General features: G+C 67.3%; 1 protein-coding gene. It reads right to left on the reverse strand.

All coding sequences use genetic code 11. The features are described from left to right. The coding region (locus J0695_RS41735; protein ID WP_206970030.1) for a serine hydrolase at nt 1-502 on the reverse strand (502 nt) is incomplete at its 3' end. Nucleotides 503-603 lie beyond the last annotated feature (101 nt).

Genomic DNA, 603 nt, shown 5'->3' on the forward strand with positions numbered 1-603 from the left:
CGAGGTTCATCTGGTGGGACTTGGCGTTCATGTCCACCACGAACGACTGGGCACGCTGCTCCATCGTCGCCCCCTCGCCGAAGGTGTCGGCGAGTGCGTAGGCGGCGTCGGCCCCGGAGGGCAGCAGGGCGGCGTAGAGGAGCTGGCCGACGGTGAGCTTGTCACCGGTCTGGAGGTCGGCCGTGCTGGCGTGGTGGTCCTCGACGTAGTCGCGGTACTCCTGCTTGACGGTGATCTGACGGTCCAGGCTGATGGACTTGTCCTCAAGGATCATGGTGGCAACCATGATCTTCACCGTGCTGGCCATGGGCCGGTCGTTGTCCGCGTTCTTGCCGAAGACCGTCTCGCCCTCGCCGTCCACCAACGTGGCGGCGGAGGCGGTGACTTCCGGCGGAGGTGTCTCGTACGCGGCCCAGGCCACGAGCGGGGTACCGGCGAGCAGCGCACCGCCCGCGACTGCGGCGACGACGGTCTTGCGCTTGGACAGGATTCTGACAGTCATGGAGGGCTACTCCGTATGTGGTGCGGTATGTGCGTGGAACTGTTCGGGTCCGCGTGCGGCACCACTGGTGCCGGACACGCGGCGCGGAGGTGCTGCCGTGG

The sequence above is a fragment of the Streptomyces beijiangensis genome (genome assembly GCF_017315755.1).
GTDB classification, from domain to species: Bacteria; Actinomycetota; Actinomycetes; order Streptomycetales; family Streptomycetaceae; genus Streptomyces; species Streptomyces beijiangensis.